This window comes from Hallerella succinigenes (assembly GCF_002797675.1).
GTDB lineage: Bacteria > Fibrobacterota > Fibrobacteria > Fibrobacterales > Fibrobacteraceae > Hallerella > Hallerella succinigenes.
Genome location: NZ_PGEX01000001.1, coordinates 910,593 through 929,189 on the forward strand (window position 1 = coordinate 910,593; position 18,597 = coordinate 929,189).

Genomic DNA, 18,597 nt, shown 5'->3' on the forward strand with positions numbered 1-18,597 from the left:
TTCAATGGAAAAAACACTCATTACCCCTTGACACGCCCCAAAAATCTTTTTACTATTGGGCTACCCTACGGTCGATTAGCTCAGTTGGTTAGAGCGCTACCTTGACATGGTAGAGGTCACAGATTCGAGTTCTGTATCGACCACGCAAACTCCGCTTCAAAGCGGAGTTTTTCTTTTTAAGCCAAATTTTCAAATCCATCATTCCAAGCAAAGCTCCTTTTTACCTAATCCTTTAAAACAAAAAGATCCCGGCCTTTTGACCGGAATCTTTTGAATTCCAAACCTGGATTACTTTGCAGCAGCGGAGTCTGCAAGTACAGCAGCGGTATCGTCGCTGAGCACCACCGTCGTATCAGCCGGAGCAGCCTGAGCTGCGACAGCCGCAGCAGGAGCAGGAGCGACCGCAGCGGTCTTTTCCGTCGTCGGCACGACCTTCAACTTCGGTTCGCCGAAGAATTGAAGCTTGGCGAGCATGAACATCATCACATAGACGAGGATCAAGCCGGCAATACCGAGAATGATACCGGACTTAGCCATGCCGTTCGTATCCACAAAACCCGTCGCGTGAGCAAGAGCGTTAGGCGGTGTAGAAATCGGCATACTCATACCAAGAGAGCTTGCAAAAGCCACGGCCACGAGCAAGGCGGTCACGCCACCGAGCGGAGCAAGGTTGTCTGCGCAGTTCACACCCACCACGATCAGAATCGGGACAAGGAGAGCTGCCGTAGCAGAATGGCTCATGAAGTTTGCCATGAAAAGGCAGATGATGCCGCAGCCCACGAGGAGCGGGAATGCAGGCCAGGTGTCGAACGGGATAGCGCCGATCAAGTGAGCGGCAAGACCCGTCTTCTGCAGGCCAACGCCAAGAGCGAAGCCACCGGCCACAAGCCAGAGAACGTCCCAGCTCATCGAGTTCAAATCCTTCTTCGTAATCACACCCGTGAGGGCAAAGACGGCGATAGGAATCATTGCAATCGCATAGTCGTTCACACCGTGAACGCCCTTACCGACGAGCCACAAAACAACGCACAAAGCAAAGGTCAAGTACACAACAATCGCGCGCGGGCTCTTATCAAATCCATCTGCGCCATCGATCTTCAAATCCATGGTCTTCGCAGAAATCGGGTAGATCTTCATGATCAAGAACCAAGCGATGAGCATCATCACGATCACATACGGAACACCAAAAGCCATCCACTGGCCAAAGGAAACGCTATAGCCAGCTTCGTTCAAAGCGCCGAGAGCGATGGTGTTCGGAGGCGTACCAATCGGGGTACCCATACCACCGATGTTTGCACCGACCGGAATCGCAAGTGCAAACGCAGCCCTACCCTTGTCCTTTTCGTCAAAAAGCTTGAGCACTGGAGCGAGAATGGCAAGCATCATCGCAGCGGTAGCGGTATTGCTCATGAACATGGAGAACACAGCGGTAATCATCATGAGACCAAGAAGCACGAACTTCGGATTCCTACCGAACGGTCTCAAAAGCACACGGGCCAGGTTCAAGTCCAACTTATACTTCGTAGCCGCAGCAGCGAGGAAGAATCCGCCGAGGAAGAGCATAATGGTCTGATCCGACCAAGTGTTCATCAAAACCTTGTAGCTGATCGGTTCCACGCCTTCAACGCGGAACGGCAAGAACGAGGAGTTCGACAAGGTGAGAATCATCAACACAATCACAAGCGTAGACGTAGTCCAGATCGGAAACGGTTGAAGGATCCAGTAAAGTGCCGCCATCACGAAGATAGCGATCACGCGGATTTCAATGGGATTGAGGGTGTTCGGACCATCAATTCCGAGGGCTTCGTATGGGACGAAGAGCGCTGCAATTGCGAGAACTGTAGCGATAATGAGTTTGATGAGTTTTGCCTTAGTCATAATCCATCCAGGTTGGAAATAGAGCGACCAGCTCTATCGAACGACGGGCGCAAATCTAGTTTTTTTAGAAAGTTGTGTAAAGCTACAGAATGGTACCGATTCGATCCAAGCGGATCAGCGGCATACCCGCCTCACGGGCATCCGACAGCGGAATCGAGAAATCCACTTCCCAATCGTTCAGTTCTTCGTCATCCTGCAAAACCTGCTGAATTTTCAAATTTTCAGCGGTCCACGCAGCTACCGTATGCTTCATCGAACGGCCTTCCACGTCCAAACGGAAGTTTCCATGTTCCGCATGGTATTCGAGCGAAAGGTCTTCCAAGCGCTTTTCCGTCCAAGGAACCCCTTCGGCATCGGCCAGAAGCACTCCTTCGGGCAAATCTTCCGCAAGAAGATCTAAAGCTTCGCCAAATTGGCGTTTTTGAAGGAAAGAGAGGAACGAGAAGATGCGGGAACGCGTACTCGCCACAAATTTTTTTCTGTCAAGGGTAACGTCGTTTGCAGCCTCGTCCGCATGGAAAGCCTTTTCCGGAGCCAGATCTTCCGCGACGAATTCCGGATTTTTGAGTTTTTCCCATTCTTCGAGCAAACTCGAGTCCGTTCTGCGGATCATTTCATCTAGATAGTCCTGGATTTCCAAAAGTTCGTCGTTTTTGAGCGTATCCGGTACGGTCTGCGTCAAAACCTTATATACATAGTTGATATGACGCAAAAGCAGGGCTTCGGTACGCGTCAAGCCGTATTTTTTCACATAGCCGCTGAAAGTATCGAAATTTTCGATCATTTCGCGCACGATCGATTTCGGTTCCACATTCAGATCGCCGACCCAAGGGTGTTCATCCGCAAATTCGTTGAAAGTCGTATAGATGAATTCGCGGAGCGGCTTCGGGTATTCCACCTTGTCGAGCTCTTCCTGGAGCTTGTTGTATTCCGCATGTTCCGCCTTGAGCTCCGCGTACCGGGCATCCCGAGCCTTGCGAAGTTGTACCCGTAGAATCGGATCCGGATTTTCGACGATCGATTCCACAAGGGAAATCACGTCCAAAGCGTATTCCGGACTTTCCACATCGAGCTTCGGCAGCGTATCGAGCAGATACAGCGAAAGCGGTTCGTTCATCGCAAAATCGTTCTGCAGGTCGAGATTCACCCGTACATGCGCCATTCCCGGCTGCGGATTCTTCACAAATTCCACCACGTCCTTTTCGACGAGGGAACGGAACAGCTGGAAAGCGCGCCCCTTCAATTCTTTTTTGCGACGCGCGCTTTCGTGAGAATCGTCGATAAGCTTTCGCATGGCGCTGCAACCGTCCGTTTTGCGGGAAAGCACATTGATGAGCATCCCATGCGAAACTTCAAAACGCGACAGCAAAGGTTCGGGCGGTGACGCGATCAAACGCTGATACGTACTTTCGTCCCAGGGAACGTAACCGTGTTCCGGCGGTTTCCGTTTCACGAACTTTTTCCCGCTCTGCGCAGACTTCGCCGCAAGCTTCGCATTTTCAATCACATGTTCCGGAGCCTGTGCCACGACAAAACCGATGTCGTCAAAGCCTTTACGGCCTGCACGTCCTGCTACCTGGTGAAAATCTCTCGCCGCAAGAATCGCGGTCTTATCGCCGCTGTACTTGCAGAGCTGTGTAAAGAGTACCGTGCGAATCGGAACGTTCACGCCGACGCCGAGCGTATCCGTGCCGCAGATGACTTTCAAAAGTCCCTTCTGCGAAAGCTTTTCCACAAGGATGCGGTACTTGGGCAAAAGTCCTGCGTGATGCAGGCCGATGCCGACTTTCAAAAAGCGTTTGAATTCCGGACCGTACGGGCTCGAAAAACGGAAATGCGCAATTTCCTTGGCAATCGCCGCTTTTTCTTCCTTGGAGCAAAGATTTAAACTGGTAAAGTTCTGCGCGTTTTCTGCGGCAGAAGCCTGTGTAAAATGCACCACGTAAACAGGCGCCTTGCCTTCGTTTACAAGTCCCTGCACCGTCGAAGAAAGTTCCGTCATCGAATATTTAAAATCGAGAGGCACCGGGCGCGTCTTGCTCGAAACGGTCACGCATTCCTTGCCGTTCAAATTCGAAAGGACCTGTTCAAAAAAGTCCGTGCGTCCCATCGTCGCCGACATCAGCAAAAAGCGCGTCTGCGGAAGGGTCAGCAGAGGAACCTGCCAAGCAACGCCGCGTTCCCTGTCGGAATAATAATGGAACTCGTCCATCACGACGTCTTGAATATTCAATTCAGCCCCTTCGCCGAGCGCACGGTTTTCCAAAATTTCCGCAGTGCAGCAAAGGATCGGAGCCTCCATATTCACTGTCGCATCGCCCGTCGAAAGGCCCACATTTTCCGGGCCGAATTCTTTACAAAGCGCCATCCATTTTTCATTCACAAGCGCCTTGATGGGACACGTGTACACGGAACGGCGTCCGAGCGAAAGACTCATAAAATGCATCGCCAAAGCGACCATCGACTTTCCACTTCCCGTCGGCGTATTCAAAATCACATTCTTATCGTCGAAGAGTTCGAGAATCGCATTCTCTTGCGCCTCGTATAAATCGACGCCGCGTTCTTCGGTCCAAGTGAGAAAACGTCCGAGCAAATCTTCGGAAGAAAGATTTTCGCCCTTTTGCGGAAGATAATATTGGAGAGTCTTTGCCATCGATTTGCAAATTAAAAAAAAGAAAGGTCGCAACTGATGCGGCCTTCCAAACGTTACAGTAAATCAAGCTTTTCGGCGAATCGAAAAAAAATCCTTTCTTAGAAGCGGCGGGGACGCCCTTCGCGCGGACGAGCTTCATTGACGCGGAGCGGACGACCGTTCACTTCCTTGCCATTCAGCTGTTCGACTGCGTTCAGAGCCACACCGTCGTCTTCGATTTCAACGAAACCGAAGCCCTTGCTGCGACCCGTATCGCGGTCCATGATGATCTTTGCGCTCTTGATTTCGCCGAACTCTTCGAACAGCTTGCCGAGGTCAGCGTCACGGAATGCAAAGGGGAGATTACCAACATAAATGCTTTTCATAATGAATCCAGGCTGTTAAATAAGCCTAACAGAATAATAGCTCAATTTGAGTCTGGAGAAAAGAATCTTTTTGGAAACAAATGACAAATTTCACAGCGATTCTTGCCCTGTGAAAGCCCTTCGAAACGGTTTCCCGGGTCCGGACAGGGTTCCGTGGAGCCGTCTGGCAGTATCCAAAGTTCCCTGCCGAAAAAAGGGCAGCATTCTAGCCGAGGAGCCTCTGTCGCCGGGTAGAGGAACGTTCCTTCAAGCTTGACTGGCAAGCTTTCCACGGCGGAGCGGTCGAAGTAATCCTCCGGCAGAAGTTCTTCGCGTTCCTTCAAAGCCTGTGAGTGTGAAAGGAAAACGGCCCGGTTGAGCTTCACCCGGTCAAACCCGAGTTCCGCGGCGAGCTCCACAGCCCGTTCGACGTCCTCCCGGTTTGTTTTACAGACCGCCATCTGCAGGGAAAGTCGCGAGAGATTTTCTGCGGAACCCGGCAAAAGTTTTTGGCGTTCCTCCGCCAAGGTTTTCAGGTTCTGCAGGTACGTGCTAAAGCACACGTCCGGGCAAAGTATGTCAAAGCTTTTTTGCGAAGTTCCCCAACAGCTCACTTTGATATCGGCGGAAACGGGGAGCAGTTCCCGCGCCCACGCCAAGGCTCCCTTCCCAGGAAAAGAGCCGTTCGTCGTCACGTTCAGCTTGAGTCCCAGCTCCTGTACCAGACTTTCCAATTTTCCAAAATGCGAATAAAGTAACGGCTCGCCCATCGTACTCGGAATGACTTCGCAAATACCGCGAGCGGCGTAAGTGCGCACCGCTTTTTCTGCCACTTCCCAAGGCATTTCTCCCTTGCCGTACGAACGACCCCGCTGATGTAAAAAGCACAGGGCGCAGTGCAAATTGCACACGTCCGGATTCGTCAGCAGGGTGATGCGCCAAAAGCCGTCCAAGTCTAAATCCTTTTTCCGTCTCCGTGAATTCTACAAAAAAGGCTCCCGCCGTGGGGAGCCTTTTGCAAGAGAGTTGTAAATTCGACGATTAATAAGCACCCAGAATGGTCAACTCAATCGAAACATCCGTTCCCGCTGTCATCGGAGAATGCGGAAGGACCACAAAAAAGCCTTCGCCCGTTGCCGCGTTGAACTTGGAAGTAATCACCACATAAGACGTCACGAGTTCAAAGTCGCTTGCCGAAATCGTGAGAGCATTCGAGTCATAGCGGAAGTCGCTCACGTGGCACGGATCATTGAAGGAGACGTAGTCAAAGCCGCTGCGGGTTTCTTCTGCGATCATCGAAGCGTCCACCACGTTGCCATCTTCAATTGCGGCATTCGTGTAAAGGACAGCGGCACGAGATTCACGTGCAAGGTAAAGATCGATATCAGCCGCATTTGCCACGAGGTCCGTGCTCAAATACGTCGTCTTAGAATCCAGATCTACCGCATTCGCTTCGGTCACAACCGTCGAAAGGGTCACTTCCCAAGAGGTGAGTTCCGGATCTTCAGAAGCTGCCACAGAGCTGCTGGATTCTTCCGTCGCACATTGACTTGCAGAACGGGTAAAGACTGTCGAATCCTTCGCCACCAACTTCAAATCGTTGTTGTGCCCGTAAACGATCAGGTACACGGTAAAGGAGCCGCATTCCGCCATCGAGGAAATGTCGAGAGTCGGATTCAACACGGAGCCGATCGAAAGCATCGGAACCGATTCCGTGAGCTGCGTAAAGCTAAAGTCCGAAGAAGAAGCATAGCCGCTTTCGTTGCCGAGTTTGAACTGCACCGAGTCAATCACGGTCGTCGTGTCAATGCTCAAAACCGCGGCGATCGAGCCGGTAAACTTCAAAGACGTTGCCGTCGCATAAGCAGCCTTAAAGCTCGAAACCGTAATCAGCGAGTCGCCGTTGGATTCCGGGAGAACGATATGTTCTGCACTGCTGCTCGAGCGATCCGACTCCGGACCCGAAGAAGAAGAATCGCTACCGCAAGCGACTAAACCGAAGGACGCAAGCGTACCTAAAGCCAACATCATTTTTTTGAAATTCATAAGACTCCTCGTTGTAATTTCTTAGTGAAAATACACAAATTTTTACACAAAAGAACGAACGTAAAGAGGAATTAATCCTTTCGGTCACGGATAATATCGCGCAAACGGGCCGCTTCTTCGAAGTCGAGACGGGCGGCAGCCGCCTTCATCTTCGCTTCGAGTTCTTCAAGTGTCGCACATTCATCCAAATCGTCTGCCTCCGGCGGACCGGAAAATTCTGATTTTTTGCCTTTTTTGGGCTTTTTGCCCTTGCCCATGATTTCGCCGAGCGGATCGACCATTTCGAGGTCATCTTCCAGTTTGCGGCTCACGGATTTCGGCACAATTCCATGTTCGGCGTTGAACGTTTCCTGAACTTCTCGACGACGGCGGGTTTCTGCCAGAGCCTTGTCGAGGCTTTCCGTCATCACGTCCGCAAAAAGGATCACCGTTCCATTCACGTTACGGCTCGCGCGTCCCATCGTCTGAATGAGACTGCGGTAGTTGCGCAAAAAGCCTTCCTTGTCCGCATCGAGGATGGCGACGAGAGAAACTTCCGGCAGGTCCAAGCCTTCGCGCAAAAGGTTAATGCCGACGAGCACGTCAAAGTCTCCCTTGCGCAGTCCGCGCAACAGCTTGTGACGTTCCAAGGTTTTGATTTCGCTGTGCAAATAGCGCGCCTTCACGTTCACCGAAATGAGGAAGTCGGTCAGGTCCTGCGCCATTTTCTTTGTCAGCGTCGTCACCAAGACGCGTTCACCCCGAGCCGTCACTTCCGAAATGCGCTTGAGCAGCACATCCATCTGACCCTGCACCGGGTACATTTCGATTTTCGGATCGAGAAGGCCTGTCGGACGGTTGATCTGTTCCACAACCGCGCCGCCCGTTTTTTCAAGTTCATATTCACCCGGCGTCGCACTCACAAACAGCACCTGCTGCGGATAAATCGCTTCGAATTCATCAAAGTTCATCGGGCGGTTATCCAAAGCACACGGCAAACGGAAGCCGTACTGCACCAGATTCGTTTTACGGGACTTGTCGCCTTCCGACATGCCACCGATCTGCGGAACGCTCACATGGCTTTCATCGATCATCAAAAGCCAATCTTCGCCAAAGTAATCGAGCAGCGTAAACGGACGCGTTCCCGGCATGCGCTGTTCCACAATGCGGGAATAATTTTCAATGCCCGAGCAGATGCCCGTGGCACGGATCATTTCCATATCGTACTTGGTACGGCTTTCCAGGCGAGCTCTCGCGAGCACACGCGCATCCGCTTCCGAAGTGTTGCCCGATTTGCGGAACGAGGCTTCTTCTTTCGTCAGCTGTTCCAAGCGTTCATTCAGTTCCAACTGAATATCCTGAGCGATGCGTTCGCGCGTATCTTCCCGCGTCACAAAGTGACGGGCAGGTGCAATGCGAATGTCCGGCAAGGATTCCTTCGCTTCCCCCGTAATCAAGTCAAATCGGCAAATGCGATCGACTTCATCGCCAAAAAGTTCAATCCGGATTCCCACGTCATCGTAACTCGGATAAACCTCAATCACGTCACCGCGCACGCGGAACGATCCGCGTTCCAAAGCAAAGTCATTTCGCTGATACTGGATATGTACAAGCTGCATCAAAATCGTATCGCGTTCAATCCCCTGCCCCACTTTGAGGCGCACCATCAAATCAAAATATTCCCGCGGAGAGCCCAGGCCGTAAATGCAACTCACGCTCGCCACGATAATCGTATCACGCCGAGTCAAAAGGTTGCTCGTCGCACGCAAACGGAGCTTGTCGATTTCGTCATTGATCGCCGCGTCTTTTTCAATATAGGTGTCCGTGTGGACGATGTAAGCTTCCGGCTGGTAGTAGTCGTAGTAGCTCACGAAATATTCCACGGCGTTATTCGGGAAAAACGTTTTAAATTCCTGATACAGCTGAGCGGCAAGCGTCTTATTATGCGTCAAAACGAGCGTCGGCTTCCCCACGTTCTTAATCACGTTCGCCATGGTAAACGTTTTGCCGGAACCCGTCACACCGAGCAGGCACTGAAAACGTTCCCCGCGTTCAAAGCCTTCGGTCAAATTCTGAATAGCCGAAGGCTGGTCGCCTGCAGCCCCGTATGCACTGTGCAAATCGTAATTCGCACGGGTCGCTTCCAAAAATTGCGGAAGTTCTCCCGGTTTACTCTGTTCTGGGGAAAGCTTTTCAAGGAAAGGTCTTTGATACGGATCCGGACGGATCGATTTACGTGCACGTGCCATGGCTAAAATGTACATAAGAAACCAAAAATTTTCACTTTTTGCGTAGACGTTTGGCCTACAAAAACGTCTTTAAAGAAGGAGAATTTTCCTTTTTCAACACGGAGGTATGCATGGAAAATCTCGGAAACAAAAAATTATGGCACGAGCCGAAAATCGCCGTTTTTCTTTCGCGCAAAGCAAAAAGAGAATTTGTTCAAAAAGTTCTCGAATGGGTCAAAGAATCCCCGTCCGAAGTTTGCTTCACGGGGCCATTCCATTCCCAGGCGGAAAAATGCTTTTTACACTACGTTCTGCAAAACGGCGGCAAGGCGATTTGGCTCCTCGGAAAATCCCTGCCCGAATATTTAAGCCGCGAAGAAGACCGCGCAATCGACGAAGGCAGACTTTTGATCGCAAGCTTTTTCCATCGGGATCATTTTAACGCGGCGACGAACCGCTTTGTAAACGATATTGCCGCGATGCACTCCAAGGCAATCCTTTTTGGACAAATTTCTTACGACAGTTTTCTTTACCCTTTTTATCAAAGGCTTTTGGAAAAACGCAAGGACGATGTCAAATTGATTTCGTGAATTCGCTGCGGTAGTCACAATATCCCCTTCAGCATTGCGAATCCATCACGATTTTCGCATTCGCTTTAAACGGAAGATCTTCGGCACGGGGCGTCGCCACAAAAACCTGGCACTGCTTTTCTCGTATCACGTCAGCAACTGCTCCACGGCGGCTTTTGTCGAGTTCGGCAAAGATATCGTCCAAGAGCAGTACCGGTTTGACGAGATGTGCGCTTGCAATATCCGAAGCGGCGAATCTTAAAGCGATTGTCGCGCTGCGGCACTGCCCCTGTGAACCGGAAGAGCGCATTTCATGATCGTGCAACGACAAAAGAAGATCGTCCTTGTGAGGCCCTGCGAGGGAAATTCCCTGCAAACGTTCGGCAATGTCGAGCGTGTCCATTTTTTCGACAAAAGCTTCACGCAGCGCTTCTTCCGAAAAACCTTCCTGTGCCACGGAACTTTTGTAAGCGACCGAAACTTCATCGCCTTTGCCGGCGAGCATTTCGTAATAGCGGCAAATGGCGGGAGCGATTTCTTGCACCAGTTCCAAGCGTTCCTTCCAAACAGAAACCGCAAGGTCTATCAGCTGTTGCGTGAGAACGGAAAAAAGTTCTTCCCCGCCGACCGCTTCGCCGAGCTTATTCTGTTTCAGCCATTGATTGCGTTCTGCAAGAATGCGACGGTAACGGCGAAGCAAGTCCGCATTCCGCACATGGCGAAAGCAGAGAAGTTCATCGAGGTAACGCCTGCGGATTTCGGGTGCCCCTCGTGCCATTTCCATATCGGCGGGCTGCATGATCACCGCAGGAATCGTTCCAAAAAAGGAACCGACACTTTTACAAAGGACGCCGTCCTTTTTGACCGTCGTCCCCTTGGTCCTGTGAACCGAAAGGGCGCGTTCATAAAGGCGATCCGCGCTTGACGATTCCGCAAGCTGCCCGCGTAAAATCAATTCCGGTTCATTCCAGCCGATTAAATCCGAAAGCGTATGCGTGCGAAAAGAATATCCTTCACAAAGCAAATGAATCGCTTCGAGCAAGGTCGTCTTTCCGATGCCATTTTTTCCGCAGATAACAGTAATCCCGTCGCCGAATTCCCAATGGCCTTCGTGCAAATTACGCAAGGAGAGCAGGGAGAGCGAACGGATCATTTGGAAATTACTTTGTCTTTAAAATGCCGTGAAGCACCAGGTCGTGGAACATGCCCTTGAAGAGTCCCACCTGAACACCATTCGAAGCAGCGATTTTAAACGAATAAGCATCCAAAACAGCCCCGTGGAAAGCGCACAAAATCGTATAGGCGACTGCGTTCACATTTTCTATCTGGAATTCGCCTGTCTTAATGCCATATTCTAATACTAGGCGAATGTAATTGTAAGCCGGAGTCAAAATGTTTTTTTTGTAGAAATCAGAAAGTTCCGGGAAATTCGAAGCTTCTGCACTGATGAGTTTTGGAATGCCCGAAATCTTGCTTTCGCCGCCGACTGCGTTCCACCACTTTTCAATCAAAATGGAGACCAGGTCCTTGGCCGTTCCTGCATAATTGTTCAAAATCGAATCCGCATCGTAGAAGATAGGGCTCAGAGCCTTCATCACGACTTCTTGCAGAATCGCTTCCTTGTTCTTGTAATACACATACAAGGTTCCCGGCGTCACACCGGCCTTGCGAGCGATTTGGCTCACCTTCGTAGCCGCAAAGCCCTGCTGTACAAAAAGTTCCACCGCCGCATCCAAGATTTCTTGGGGGCGATCTTCTTTTTTACGCTGCCAGCGCGGACCGAACTTCGATGCGTTTTTTTCGATTTCTTCTGCCATCATATTTCAAAGTTAGTTTAATGAAGTCCCGTTCATCATAGCCAACCGCGGAAACCGAAGCTCAACGGGTTCCAAAGTTCCGCCTGAGATTCATAAACCAGAGCATAATCAATCTGGAAGAAGTACTTTCTCTTGCCCAAACGCAGACTGAATTTGTAACCCAAACCAAACGTGTAGTTGAATTCGTCAAAACCGCCACGCACAATCAAATTTTCAAGAGCTTCCCATTCCATACCAAAACGACCCGTCCAAATATGCCAATCCGGGTCAAAAACGAGGAGTGTATCCGCAACCTGGTAATCGAGCGCTTCCATCCAAACGGAAATCGGACGTTCTAAAAGTTTCGTATGGTAACCGAGACCGATCTGCAGAACCTTGGGGCGCACACCTTCGCTCTGCTCCACGGAATTGTCATTCGAAGCATTGCGAGTCCACTTTGCCGAAAGGTTCTTGCTAAAGCTCAAGTTGCGAATCACGACTGCAGTCGACCAATGTTCGTTCCATTCTCGATGCCAGCCAAGGTTCAAAACGACAGGGCTCTGGTAAGAATCCACGAGATCCGCATCTTCATAGTCGCCCGAAATATCCAGGTTGTCGTAGCTCATCGCCAAAGAAAAGCCGATACCGTCTTTACGGGTCAAACGATAACCGACGCCGATGTAAGTCGTCGTAAAGTAGGGCTGCGCACTGCCGACCGTTTCATCATCGCTGTTGATGACTTCAAAGTCCAAATCGGTTCGGTACAAAACCGCAGCGCCAATGCCCATCCGTTTTCCCACCGAAGATTCAATGCCAAGCGATCCGCCCGCGCGATCGAGATCGCGCTTTTCCGCCGCAAGGGCGTATCCCACATTACTGCGGAACGCGAGAAGGGCCGGGTTAAAATACACCGAAGGCATTGCCGACGTATCTGCCGCACCGATGTTTCCACGTCCGAGTTCACGCCCACCGGTCGCCATACGTTCCACAAAACCGTCCATGCCGCCAAGAGCCGCCTTCTTATCGGCAAAAACACTCGCACAAGCCATCAAAAAAAAGAGTACAAATAAACGCTTCATCTTATTTGCCTCCTACGGTCATCACTTTGCCCCAACCGACATGCCCGTGATTATCCTTCACGCGCACATAATAAATGCCCATCGCCACCGCATTGCCGGCGTTATCACGGCCATCCCAATAATCTTCCGTAGCAAGTGTGCTACGCGTTGCACTGGCCGCGCGTTCTGCATCCTTGACGATTGTGCGAACGCGACGCATATCGTAGCTAAAGACTTCAATCGTAATCTTTGAATTCTTGCTCACCTTGTAAGAAACCAAGGACTGGTTATCCGCACCGATGACCGAAGGAATCATGCGGATCGAACCCAAGTTATCCTTGAGGGCCGTCTGCTTCATGATGTGCGTCCAGGTTTTTCCCGTGTCCGCCGAAACCGAAATGCCCGCACCATTCGTACAAGCGACAAGGCCCGTTATCTTGGCCGTCATCGGGAAGGCTGCGATGGACGTCACTTCTACGTTGCGATCGACCACGCCTGCGTTCAAGCCGTAAAGCCACTGGTTATCTTCATCGTCATACGGAATTGCACCGATACTGTCGAGTTTCAAAAGACCGCTTGCGCTTCCTTCCACCGCCTGAACCGAAAGGAATGCCCTGTCACCGATAAAGGCGACATCACTTGTCGTAAAGTCATTCTTGTCGTAAATATTCTTTTGAGCCTTGCCCGTGGTATCGCGAAACACGACTTCGGCAAAAGCCTTTCCATTATAAGAACGCCACAGTTTATCTTCCGTGCTGGACTTGCCACGCTTGCTCGTTTCCACAATGATCTGTTCCGGATTTCCACCGATCCAGACGCCTGTTACACGAGAAGTATCCAGGCCCTTCACGCCTGAAGCCTTGAGCTTAAAATTCGAAATGTCGAGCGTAAAAAGCCCACCCGCCGTCGCCAGATAAAAAGTTCCATCCAAAGAACGGGCCATGCCAAACACCGCCGGATTGTTCACCGTATCCACGACCGAAGAGGACTTCAAAGAATCGAGAGTCAAGCTCTTTTTGTTCACCACGAAATTCGAACGTTTCGGAGAGTTGATACCACCGCTTACGTCTTCCTTCGCCACCCCGTAAATGCCGCGAGCCATCCACAAGACGCTCGATGTCGAATCGTACACAAAGGCGGAAATCGCATGAGACATTTCCGAAAGTTCCGGAAATTCCCCCTTCGGAGCCGGAAGAGGTTTTGCAGTCACAGCATTTGCCGTGCGAGCGCTAAAATAACCATAAGGAGCCAAATAGCCCGAATCGGTTTCCGCAATCAGCGGTACGACAAATCCGAGCTTGCCCGCATTTGCAAAAGGCGTGCGACGGTGTTCCGCCGTCACATCCGAAAAGACCCCATCCTGTACCGGTGTCAGCGAATCCGGCAAAAGTTCCGTCGCCGTAATGGAATACGAAACCGTTCCCGAAGTCGGCGAAAGCGAAACGAGCGAAAGTCCGCTGCCCGCATTGCCACGGCTCACGACCCAGATCGAACCCGTCGTAGATGTAGGTCCTGCCGCATACGTGAAATTACTGACAAAGCTTTCCCCTTTAGCCGCAAACGCAGAGACGGCAAAAAGTCCAAGCTCAAGAATCGCTTTTTTCAAACGCTTCATTTCCCCTCCTAGCGCATATCGATGACGTCGACGCCTTTTTCCGGTTTCAGAATAAAGTCTTCCTTGTTCACTTTATCTAAACGCTTCAAGTTCGAAACTTCATAAGTAGAGACATTTCCCAGGCGATCGACCGATACAAGGCGCAGCGGAGAAGCGTCTTTTGTCGAAAGCCAAACTTCCATTTCGGCAAAATCCTTGCCATATTTGGAAGCGTCCAAGGTAATCACGTTCGCCGACTTTTTTCCGATCTTGTCTTGCTTCATCGAAAGAGGCTTGCACTGGAGATACTTAAACAGGATCTCCGACGGGTGCATATTGCTTTCCATGTCTTCTAAAAGCTTGAGCAGGACCTGGCGCTGTTCCTGGTTCCACTGCCAAAAGTTCGTACCGTCGCAATAGATAGCCATTCCCTGGAGCTGCAAACGGAACATGTCTTTGCCGGTCACAAGCAAGTTCCCGCTCTGGTAACCGGTCTGCGGAGAGCCTGCATAATCCACGCGGATTTTAAAGTCAAAATTCCAGGCTTTGCCCGAATCGAACCATTTTTTGGAAAGCGTCATGACGGAATCCGCCGGAGCAGCCAAAGCGTTTACGGCCAAAGCCGTGATCGCAGTCGTCAAAATTTTTTGGAAAAGTCCCATAATAGGCCTAATTTACAAAAAAGGGACCCCTACTTGATGGATTCTTTTCGTGCATATTTCTATTTTGAAGCCCAAATGAGTTTTTACGCAAAGGAAACTATGATCAAGCACCTTAGCCTTTTTGTTCTTGCCGCAGCCACTGCATCTTTCGCAGTCGATGTTGAATTGCACGGCGAAATCGATGCCGATTACGCTTCTTACTGGGATAAGGACTTTAGCCCGACCAACGCCGCGAACCAAGACATTAAGCTCGAATCCAAAGTGTTTCTCGACGAAAACGTCTCCGTGAGCATCCAGGGTCGCACCCACAGTAACTACGTCTCGGAAAACGGTACAGAAGCTTCCCAGGTGCGCCACGAAAACCGCGCAACCGCCATGGGTGACAAAGAAAACCGTTGGACAGGATTTAACTTTGACGGAGTGTCTCTCGCATGGCAGTTCACCCCGCTCGCCCGCATCGTGTTCGGTGACCTCACCTACAATGCAGGTTCCTTCTCTTATTACTACTGGCGCGACACCGAAGACTATGCGGTTATCCTCCGCGATCAGAGCATCCGCGGTATCGGCTTCGAAGTGGAAAACGGCAAGGCTTACATCGGCGCTACCGAAAACAACTCCCACTCGCTCGCCGCGTTCATCACCTATGGCTTCGACCTGATTTCCAAGACGGAAGAACGCTTCACGATTACCCCGAGCCTTGACTGGGTCTTCGGCAAGGAAATCGGCCGTTCCTACACCTATGCTCTCGGTACCGAAATCCAGTACGCCAAGAGCAGCGACCTCTTCAGTTACGGTATCAACGCGACCTGGGGTACACACCCGTACAAGGGTCACGGCGTCCACACCTTCCTCGTGGAACCGTCCTTCAACTACAAGTTCTTCAACATCGCAGCGTCTTACTACCAGGCTCTCCTCGCCGAAAAGGATTCTTCCGTCGTCGACCAAACCTTCACCGAAGACGAACGCATGTTCTACATCGAACCGTCCTTGGATCTGCACAAGAAGTTCTCCATGGGCTTTACCTATGAATTCCACGATCCGAGTACGGAACAGCACAACGACAGTCGCCACTTCGTCGGCCCGTCCTTCTATCTCTACCCGACCGTCGAAGCGGAAATCATCTTCTGGGCAGGTTACAATATCTGCAGTAAAGGTGCAAACCACTTCTCCATGGGGATGAGCGGACACGTCGAATTCTAAACGACCCGTGGCACATTCAAAACGTATTCAAGCCCTTGATTCCATTCGAGGGCTTCTTTTATTACAGATGACGCTGGACCATTTCAGCGGACCGATCAGCCATGCGCTGTACCAGAGTTTCGGCTTCTTCTCTGCTGCGGAAGGATTCTTCTTTCTTTCGGGATTTGTCGGCATGCTCGCCGTCATCAGCAAAACGGCGCGCGGCGAAGACACGAGCTGGATGCGAAAGCGCGCCTTTCGCATTTGGAAGTTCCACATCAGCTCGGTGATTTTCCTTGCCCTCACCGCGTTCTTGCTTCTTTCCAAGATTGCTCCTTTTTTCAAAGGTCTGTACGCACATCCGTTCAGCGGATCTGTTTTAATCGCAGCCCTCGCCTACCTGCCCGAATGGCTCGACGTACTTCCGCTGTACTGTTTTCTTCTTCTTTTTGGATCGTTCGTCGTCCCCTGGATGACCCGAGGTCATTTGAAGCTCGCCTGGGGAATTTCTTTTGGCATTTGGACGCTGTCGCAAGGTCCACTCCGCGAATCGATTCTGCACGTTTTCCCCAGCTGGATGAATCCCGGATTTTTTGATCTTTTCTCGTGGCAATTCGTATACTTTAGCGGAGCCGCCCTCAGTGCCATGTGGAAGCGTCCGAATTCCCCGCTGGCTTCGCCTTCGAAACTCCTCGACCATCTTTTCCCGATTGCCCTCGTCTTTTGCGTTTTCTGCTTTTTCTGGTCCCATGGCTTTTGGGGAATTCCCCAACCGAGCGAAATCCTGATTTCCAAGGCCCACGTCGGCATTCTGCGGTTTGCAAACTTTATCGCCTTCGTCTGCATCATTTCGTTTATCGTGCGTCATAGGCCCACCTGGCTCGACTTTAAGCCTTGCGCAATCTTAGGCCGTCACAGCCTTGAAGTCTATACAGCCCACACGATTTTCGTCTACCTGTGGATGGCAACGCCGAACGCGGTGCAGTACCACTTGCCGTACAACGTGACCGCACCTCTCTTGTGCTGCGTTCTCCTTCTTTTCATCGCAAAAGCTCTCGACAAAAAGCCGAGAGCTTAAAATTCCCCACCCATGTTGAAATTTTTGAAGGCTTAGAAGGCGAGCACAAAGCCCGTCACAAAAAGTCCCACACCGAGCACGCCGAATCCGAGAGCGACAATACCCTTCGTGTCGCCTGAATCGTTCAAGTCCTTATTCTGTTTCACAAGCTTCTGCGTATCGGCGCTTTCAAAGGCGCTCTTCTCGTAAGCGGTCTTCTTGTCCGCCGCTTCGCTCCAATCGCTTTCCGCCAAGTACCAGAACACGCCACCAGCGATTATCGGCACAATGGAGCTCCACAAAAGGCCACGGCCAATGTAGCGGCGGGAACGTTCGCGTTCATATTCACGCTGCATTTCCACAACGCTTGAATTATCGACCGCTTCAAGTTCCACGTAAATCGGGTTCGGCATAAAGGCGCGGACTTCGACCGTGACAGCGGTATCCAGGTAGCCGATCTTGCGCATGTAAACCGTTTTCGCGACCGACGGTTCCGTTTCAATCGCCACGTCCGTCAGGTATTTCGGCATCACGCTTTCCGTCGGCTGTTCATCGATATAAACTTCCACGCCGTCCGGGATCGTTGCCACGGTGAGCTTTGTCGTCGGGCGTTCCACGGCAATGTGAACCTTGTTCAAAGAATCCGCATTGATCTTCACCGTCTTCGATCCCCACCAGTCCACGTCCTTCAAACGCTTTTTGACCGAGAACGTGTACTTACCCGGCTTGATTTTTTGGACGGTATCCGGGGCAAACATTTCCAGGGGTTCGCCGTTGATAAAGAGTTCGCAACTGTCCGGGTAAGAGCTCACAAGGATATTCGCACCTCCTTCCGGATAGAGAGGCTCGTATTCCTCTTCATCCTCGGTATAGACAAAGTCCGAAAGCGAAAGATTCACCGGTTCCTTGTTTTCCAAGTTCGTCATGCGTTTAAAGTCAAGCTTGTAATACTTGATGTACTTCTGCTCCACAGGGATTGCAGCCTCTTTTGCAATCGAATCCTGCACTTCTTTCGCACGAATGGAATCTTCCTCCGCTTGGATTTTGGCTAAGGAGTCCGCTTCCGCCTGCTGTTCCTGTGCAAGGAGAGCCGTTTCGAAATCGTTTTCCGCTGCGGCTTGAGCCTTGGCCACCGAATCCGCCACACGCGCAGCTTCCGCAATCGAGTCGAGCCTTGCAAGAGAATCTTCGACCGCTTCCGCCGAATTGACGACCGCATAATTCGAAGACTCTTCCGCCGCATGTTCTACGGAATCCGAAGCCGTAGAATCCGGATCTATCTTGTCTAAGAGCGCTTCATCTGCCTTCTGGATTTCCGCCTTCTCTGCGGAATCAAGCGGCAACAGATAAACCGTATCTTTTTCAAGCTTTACAAACTTTGCATCCTGCTCCACGGAATCGGTGAGCAGAACAAAACGAACGGGCACATCACGCGCAAAGACGGCCACCGAAAGAATCATCAGCGACGCAAAAAAGATTTTAAAGGACGACATCATACATCGTTAAAATAATTTAAATCGTAAAAAGGGGAACATCTATTCACCTTTATCCAGG

15 protein-coding genes and 1 tRNA gene are annotated in these 18,597 nt (G+C 51.0%); 4 read left to right on the plus strand and 12 right to left on the minus strand.

The window, feature by feature from the left end:
* The first annotated feature begins 69 nt into the window (after nt 1-69).
* Nucleotides 70-143 (plus strand) — tRNA-Val (locus BGX16_RS04040).
* 145 nt (nt 144-288) lie between these two features.
* Here BGX16_RS04040 and BGX16_RS04045 read toward each other — a convergent pair.
* From BGX16_RS04045 to uvrB, 6 genes are all read right to left on the minus strand, one after another.
* Nucleotides 289-1,878, minus strand: a complete 1,590-nt coding sequence (locus BGX16_RS04045) for an SLC13 family permease (RefSeq protein ID WP_100424900.1) — start codon at nt 1,876-1,878, stop codon at nt 289-291.
* Nucleotides 1,879-1,960: 82 nt separating this feature from the next.
* Nucleotides 1,961-4,531, minus strand: a complete 2,571-nt coding sequence (locus BGX16_RS04050) for a DEAD/DEAH box helicase (protein ID WP_100424901.1) — start codon at nt 4,529-4,531, stop codon at nt 1,961-1,963.
* A 98-nt stretch (nt 4,532-4,629) separates the two neighbouring features.
* Entirely contained in the window at nt 4,630-4,896 is a 267-nt protein-coding gene (locus BGX16_RS04055) for an RNA recognition motif domain-containing protein (RefSeq protein ID WP_198514857.1), read from the minus strand.
* 41 nt (nt 4,897-4,937) lie between these two features.
* A complete protein-coding gene (locus tag BGX16_RS04060; RefSeq protein ID WP_100424903.1) occupies nt 4,938-5,828 on the minus strand; it encodes a radical SAM protein in 891 nt (296 codons plus the stop codon).
* Nucleotides 5,829-5,916: 88 nt separating this feature from the next.
* Complete coding sequence (locus BGX16_RS04065; protein WP_157797858.1) at nt 5,917-6,921, minus strand: hypothetical protein; 1,005 nt, start codon at nt 6,919-6,921, stop codon at nt 5,917-5,919.
* A 71-nt stretch (nt 6,922-6,992) separates the two neighbouring features.
* Nucleotides 6,993-9,164 (minus strand): excinuclease ABC subunit UvrB, encoded by a 2,172-nt coding sequence (gene uvrB, locus BGX16_RS04070; protein ID WP_241899441.1) that lies wholly within the window; start codon nt 9,162-9,164, stop codon nt 6,993-6,995.
* 95 nt (nt 9,165-9,259) lie between these two features.
* Here uvrB and BGX16_RS04075 point away from each other — a divergent pair, with 95 nt between their 5' ends.
* Entirely contained in the window at nt 9,260-9,718 is a 459-nt protein-coding gene (locus BGX16_RS04075; RefSeq protein ID WP_157797859.1) for a hypothetical protein, read from the plus strand.
* A gap of 28 nt (nt 9,719-9,746) precedes the next feature.
* On the opposite strand, the gene recF is transcribed toward BGX16_RS04075, so the two are convergent.
* The 5 genes from recF to BGX16_RS04100 are packed head-to-tail and all read right to left on the minus strand — an operon-like array spanning nt 9,747 to nt 14,807.
* The gene (recF, locus tag BGX16_RS04080) at nt 9,747-10,850 is read right to left on the minus strand and encodes a DNA replication/repair protein RecF (RefSeq protein WP_100424906.1); all 1,104 of its coding nucleotides are present in this window, start codon (nt 10,848-10,850) and stop codon (nt 9,747-9,749) included.
* A 7-nt stretch (nt 10,851-10,857) separates the two neighbouring features.
* Complete coding sequence (locus tag BGX16_RS04085) at nt 10,858-11,517, minus strand: TetR/AcrR family transcriptional regulator (protein WP_100424907.1); 660 nt, start codon at nt 11,515-11,517, stop codon at nt 10,858-10,860.
* Between the two features lie 32 nt (nt 11,518-11,549).
* Nucleotides 11,550-12,572, minus strand: coding sequence for a PorV/PorQ family protein (locus BGX16_RS04090; protein ID WP_100424908.1), 1,023 nt, complete (start codon nt 12,570-12,572; stop codon nt 11,550-11,552).
* Between the two features lies 1 nt (nt 12,573).
* A complete protein-coding gene (locus BGX16_RS04095) occupies nt 12,574-14,166 on the minus strand; it encodes a hypothetical protein (protein WP_100424909.1) in 1,593 nt (530 codons plus the stop codon).
* 8 nt (nt 14,167-14,174) lie between these two features.
* Complete coding sequence (locus BGX16_RS04100; protein ID WP_100424910.1) at nt 14,175-14,807, minus strand: LolA family protein; 633 nt, start codon at nt 14,805-14,807, stop codon at nt 14,175-14,177.
* A 99-nt stretch (nt 14,808-14,906) separates the two neighbouring features.
* Here BGX16_RS04100 and BGX16_RS04105 point away from each other — a divergent pair, with 99 nt between their 5' ends.
* Both BGX16_RS04105 and opgC read left to right on the plus strand, forming a co-directional pair.
* Nucleotides 14,907-16,007, plus strand: coding sequence for a hypothetical protein (locus BGX16_RS04105; protein ID WP_100426744.1), 1,101 nt, complete (start codon nt 14,907-14,909; stop codon nt 16,005-16,007).
* Between the two features lie 7 nt (nt 16,008-16,014).
* A complete protein-coding gene (opgC, locus tag BGX16_RS04110; RefSeq protein ID WP_157797860.1) occupies nt 16,015-17,064 on the plus strand; it encodes an OpgC domain-containing protein in 1,050 nt (349 codons plus the stop codon).
* Nucleotides 17,065-17,096: 32 nt separating this feature from the next.
* On the opposite strand, the gene BGX16_RS04115 is transcribed toward opgC, so the two are convergent.
* Complete coding sequence (locus tag BGX16_RS04115) at nt 17,097-18,503, minus strand: hypothetical protein (protein WP_100424912.1); 1,407 nt, start codon at nt 18,501-18,503, stop codon at nt 17,097-17,099.
* Nucleotides 18,504-18,597 lie beyond the last annotated feature (94 nt).

Excerpts from the sequence above, each read along its gene's own strand:
- BGX16_RS04100 (WP_100424910.1), bottom strand. The coding sequence starts at position 14,807 with ATGGGACTTTTCCAAAAAATTTTGACGACTGCGATCACGGCTTTGGCC.
- BGX16_RS04045 (WP_100424900.1), bottom strand. The coding sequence starts at position 1,878 with ATGACTAAGGCAAAACTCATCAAACTCATTATCGCTACAGTTCTCGCA.
- BGX16_RS04095 (WP_100424909.1), bottom strand. The coding sequence starts at position 14,166 with ATGAAGCGTTTGAAAAAAGCGATTCTTGAGCTTGGACTTTTTGCCGTC.
- BGX16_RS04085 (WP_100424907.1), bottom strand. The coding sequence starts at position 11,517 with ATGATGGCAGAAGAAATCGAAAAAAACGCATCGAAGTTCGGTCCGCGC.
- uvrB (WP_241899441.1), bottom strand. The coding sequence starts at position 9,164 with ATGTACATTTTAGCCATGGCACGTGCACGTAAATCGATCCGTCCGGAT.
- BGX16_RS04090 (WP_100424908.1), bottom strand. The coding sequence starts at position 12,572 with ATGAAGCGTTTATTTGTACTCTTTTTTTTGATGGCTTGTGCGAGTGTT.
- BGX16_RS04115 (WP_100424912.1), bottom strand. The coding sequence starts at position 18,503 with ATGATTCTTTCGGTGGCCGTCTTTGCGCGTGATGTGCCCGTTCGTTTT.
- BGX16_RS04105 (WP_100426744.1), top strand. The coding sequence starts at position 14,907 with ATGATCAAGCACCTTAGCCTTTTTGTTCTTGCCGCAGCCACTGCATCT.
- BGX16_RS04050 (WP_100424901.1), bottom strand. The coding sequence starts at position 4,531 with ATGGCAAAGACTCTCCAATATTATCTTCCGCAAAAGGGCGAAAATCTT.
- BGX16_RS04065 (WP_157797858.1), bottom strand. The coding sequence starts at position 6,921 with ATGAATTTCAAAAAAATGATGTTGGCTTTAGGTACGCTTGCGTCCTTC.
- BGX16_RS04055 (WP_198514857.1), bottom strand. The coding sequence starts at position 4,896 with ATGAAAAGCATTTATGTTGGTAATCTCCCCTTTGCATTCCGTGACGCT.
- BGX16_RS04075 (WP_157797859.1), top strand. The coding sequence starts at position 9,260 with ATGGAAAATCTCGGAAACAAAAAATTATGGCACGAGCCGAAAATCGCC.
- recF (WP_100424906.1), bottom strand. The coding sequence starts at position 10,850 with ATGATCCGTTCGCTCTCCCTGCTCTCCTTGCGTAATTTGCACGAAGGC.